2 protein-coding genes and 1 pseudogene are annotated in these 3,834 nt (G+C 68.3%); 2 read left to right on the plus strand and 1 reads right to left on the minus strand.

The genetic code is table 11. The features are described from left to right. A pseudogene (locus tag ASJ79_RS34225) lies at nt 1-320 on the minus strand (hypothetical protein); the annotation flags it as partial. 178 nt (nt 321-498) lie between these two features. Here ASJ79_RS34225 and leuS point away from each other — a divergent pair. Together leuS and ASJ79_RS20370 are read left to right on the plus strand one after the other, a co-directional pair. Then, nucleotides 499-3,414, plus strand: a complete 2,916-nt coding sequence (gene leuS, locus ASJ79_RS20365) for a leucine--tRNA ligase (RefSeq protein WP_067959130.1) — start codon at nt 499-501, stop codon at nt 3,412-3,414. Between the two features lie 83 nt (nt 3,415-3,497). Further along, the coding region (locus ASJ79_RS20370) for a cbb3-type cytochrome c oxidase subunit I (protein WP_197420302.1) at nt 3,498-3,834 on the plus strand (337 nt) is incomplete at its 3' end.

Genomic DNA, 3,834 nt, shown 5'->3' on the forward strand with positions numbered 1-3,834 from the left:
GGTCCCGCAAGAGCGTCATCGACGCCATCGACGCCGAGGTGATCGCGCTGGACCCCGACGCGGCCAAACACCGCCGGCAGAAGGCCTACGACGAACGCGCGGTGCACGTCGAGACCGGGCTGGACGGCGGGGGCGGGTGCGGCGTTGGGCGTAACCGTGACGGTCTGCGTCACCGTGGCAGGCGCCGGCAGCGGGGGCTGCGGGAGCATCGGCTGGGCCGACGCCGTGGTGGCCGTGACGCCCAGCACCCCGGCGATGCCGGCGGCGCAGGCTCCGATGCCACCTGCCAGAACCCGCCAGTGACGGGCGATTTCGCTCATCGAGTGCAATCCTTCCCAACGCTTGAGGGTTTGTCAGGCCAGCAATGTATCCATGCGTGTTCGGGCCTCACCAGGGCTGGAATCGACCTGGGATCAACCCCTGATGCATCCGCAACGGAACCGAGACCTACCCGTGGCCGGGAAATCGGCGTCCAGGGGGCGCTTATACCCTGGTGGGGTGACTGAAACGCCGACTGGAACACCGCGCTCGTCCGCACCGCACGCTGGTGCCGACGACACGCCCCGGCACCGCTACACCGCGGAGCTCGCCGGCGCGATCGAACAGGCGTGGCAGCAGCGGTGGTCGCAGGACGGCACGTTCGACGTCGCCAATCCGGTCGGCTCCCTGGCGCCGCCGGACGGCGGCGAGGTGCCCGCCGACAAGATGTTCGTCCAGGACATGTTCCCGTACCCGTCGGGTGAGGGTCTGCACGTCGGGCACCCGCTCGGCTACATCGCCACCGACGTGTACGCCAGGTACTTCCGGATGACCGGGCGTAATGTCCTGCACGCGTTGGGATTCGACGCGTTCGGGCTGCCCGCCGAGCAGTACGCGATCCAGACCGGCACGCATCCGCGGACCCGGACCGAGGCCAATATCGTCAACTTCCGCCGCCAGCTCGGCCGGTTGGGCCTCGGCCACGATTCACGGCGCAGCTTCTCGACCACCGACGTCGACTTCTACAAGTGGACGCAGTGGATCTTCCTGCAGATCTTCAACGCGTGGTTCGACCCGGCACGCAACAAGGCCCGGCCCATCGCGGAACTGATCGCCGAGTTCGAGGACGGCACCCGCGCGGTCGGCGACGGCCGCAGCTGGGCGGATCTGAACGCGGGGGAGCGCGCCGACGTCATCGACTCCCACCGGCTGGTGTACCTGGCCGACTCGGTCGTCAACTGGTGCCCCGGTCTGGGTACCGTGCTGGCCAACGAGGAGGTCACCGCCGACGGGCGCAGCGAGCGCGGCAACTTCCCGGTGTTCCGGAAACGCTTGCGGCAGTGGATGATGCGCATCACCGCGTACTCCGACCGGTTGCTGGACGATCTCGAGGTCCTGGACTGGCCGGAGAAGGTCAAGACCATGCAGCGCAACTGGATCGGCCGCTCCACCGGTGCGTCGGTTCTGTTCGCGACCGAGGCAGGCGACATCGAGGTGTTCACCACCCGCCCGGACACGCTGTTCGGCGCGACATACATGGTGCTGGCCCCCGAGCACGATCTGGTGGACCGGCTGGTCGCCGACGAGTGGCCGGCCGGTGTCGACGAGCGGTGGACGTTCGGGGCCGCCACCCCGCGCGACGCGGTCGCGGCCTACCGGGCGTCGATCGCGGCCAAGTCCGATCTGGAACGGCAGGAGAACAAGACCAAGACGGGTGTGTTCGTCGGCACCTACGCCACCAATCCCGCCAACGGACAACAGGTTCCGGTGTTCATCGCCGACTACGTGCTGGCCGGCTACGGCACCGGCGCCATCATGGCGGTGCCGGGTGGCGATCAGCGGGACTGGGACTTCGCCACCGAGTTCGGCCTTCCCATCGTGGAAGTCGTTCGGCGGGTGGGAGCGGAGCGACCCGGGGATGACGTTGTGGCCGGCGGCGACATCTCGACCGAGGCCTACATCGGCGACGGTGTGATGGTGAACTCCGGCTTCCTGGACGGCCTCGACGTGGCGGCGGCCAAGGAGGCGATGACCGAGCGGCTGACCGCCGACGGCCGCGGCCGGGCGCGGATCGAATACAAGTTGCGGGACTGGCTTTTCGCCCGGCAGCGGTACTGGGGCGAGCCGTTCCCGGTCGTCTACGACGAGGACGGCCGCGCGCACGGCCTGCCCGAGGAGCTGCTGCCCGTCGAACTGCCCGACGTGCCGGACTACTCACCGGTGTTGTTCGACCCGGAGGACGCCGACAGCGAGCCGTCCCCGCCGCTGGCCAAGGCCACCGACTGGGTGAACGTCGAACTCGACCTCGGCGACGGGGTGAAGCGGTACACCCGTGACACCAACGTGATGCCGCAGTGGGCGGGCAGCTCCTGGTACGAGCTGCGGTACACCGACCCGCACAACGCAGATGCGATGTGCGCCAAGGAGAACGAGGCGTACTGGATGGGTCCGCGGCCCGCCGAGCACGGCCCCGACGACCCGGGTGGCGTCGACCTGTACGTCGGCGGGGTCGAGCACGCGGTGCTGCACCTGCTGTATTCGCGGTTCTGGCACAAGGTTCTCTACGACCTCGGCCACGTCAGTTCTCGCGAACCGTACCGGCGGTTGGTGAACCAGGGCTACATCCAGGCGTTCGCCTACACCGACTCGAGGGGCGCGTATGTGCCCGCGGCCGAGGTCGTCGAGCGGGACGGCAGGTTCTTCTGGCCGGGCCCGGACGGCGAGATCGAGGTGAACCAGGAGTTCGGCAAGATCGGCAAGAGCTTGAAGAACTCGGTGTCCCCGGACGAGATCTGCGACAGCTACGGCGCGGACACGTTGCGCGTCTATGAGATGTCGATGGGTCCGCTGGAGGCGTCGCGGCCGTGGGCGACCAAGGACGTCGTCGGCGCGCACCGGTTCCTGCAGCGGGTCTGGCGGCTGGTGGTCTCCGAAGAAACCGGAGCGACGGTCGTCACCGACGATGTGCTCGACGAGGACACGCTGCGGTTGCTGCACCGCACCATCGCCGGGGTGGGCGAGGACTATGCGGCGTTGCGGAACAACACCGCGGCGGCGAAGCTCATCGAGTACACCAACCACCTGACCAAACAGTCGGTGACGGCGCGCGCGGCGCTGGAGCCGTTGGTGTTGATGGTGGCTCCGCTGGCGCCGCACCTGGCCGAGGAGCTGTGGAGCCGGCTGGGCCACGAGCGGTCACTGGCGCACGGACCGTTCCCGGTGGCCGACGAGCGCTACCTCGTCGAGGACACCGTCGAGTACCCGGTGCAGGTCAACGGCAAGGTCCGCGGCCGCGTCACCGTCGCCGCCGACGCGCCGACCGACGTGGTCGAGGCGGCCGCGCTGGCCGACGAGAAGGTGGTCGCGTTCCTGGACGGCAAGACCCCGAAGAAGGTCATCGTCGTCGCCGGCCGGTTGGTCAACGTCGTGGTCTGAAACCGCCGAAAACAGCTGCGAGTTCGGGAGTAGAGCGCGCATCCTTGGGTATCCGGCCGCTGCCGGATGCCGGAGGAGAGCCCATGGTCGTCGAAGCCCCGAACCTCGTCAACCTCACACCGAAGCGCCCGTTCCCGGCCCGGCTGGGCCCCAAGGGCACGCTGGTCTACCGGCTGGTCACCACCACCGATCACAAGCTGATCGGCATCATGTACTGCGTCGCCTGCTTCATCTTCTTCCTCATCGGCGGCCTGATGGCGCTGTTCATGCGCACCGAGCTGGCCTCACCGGGCCTGCAGTTCCTGTCCAACGAGCAGTTCAACCAGCTGTTCACCATGCACGGCACGGTAATGCTGCTGTTCTACGCGACACCGATCGTGTTCGGGTTCGCCAACCTGGTGCTGCCGCTGCAGATCGGCG

Source organism: Mycobacterium sp. NAZ190054 (assembly GCF_001545925.1).
Classification (GTDB): Bacteria; Actinomycetota; Actinomycetes; order Mycobacteriales; family Mycobacteriaceae; genus Mycobacterium.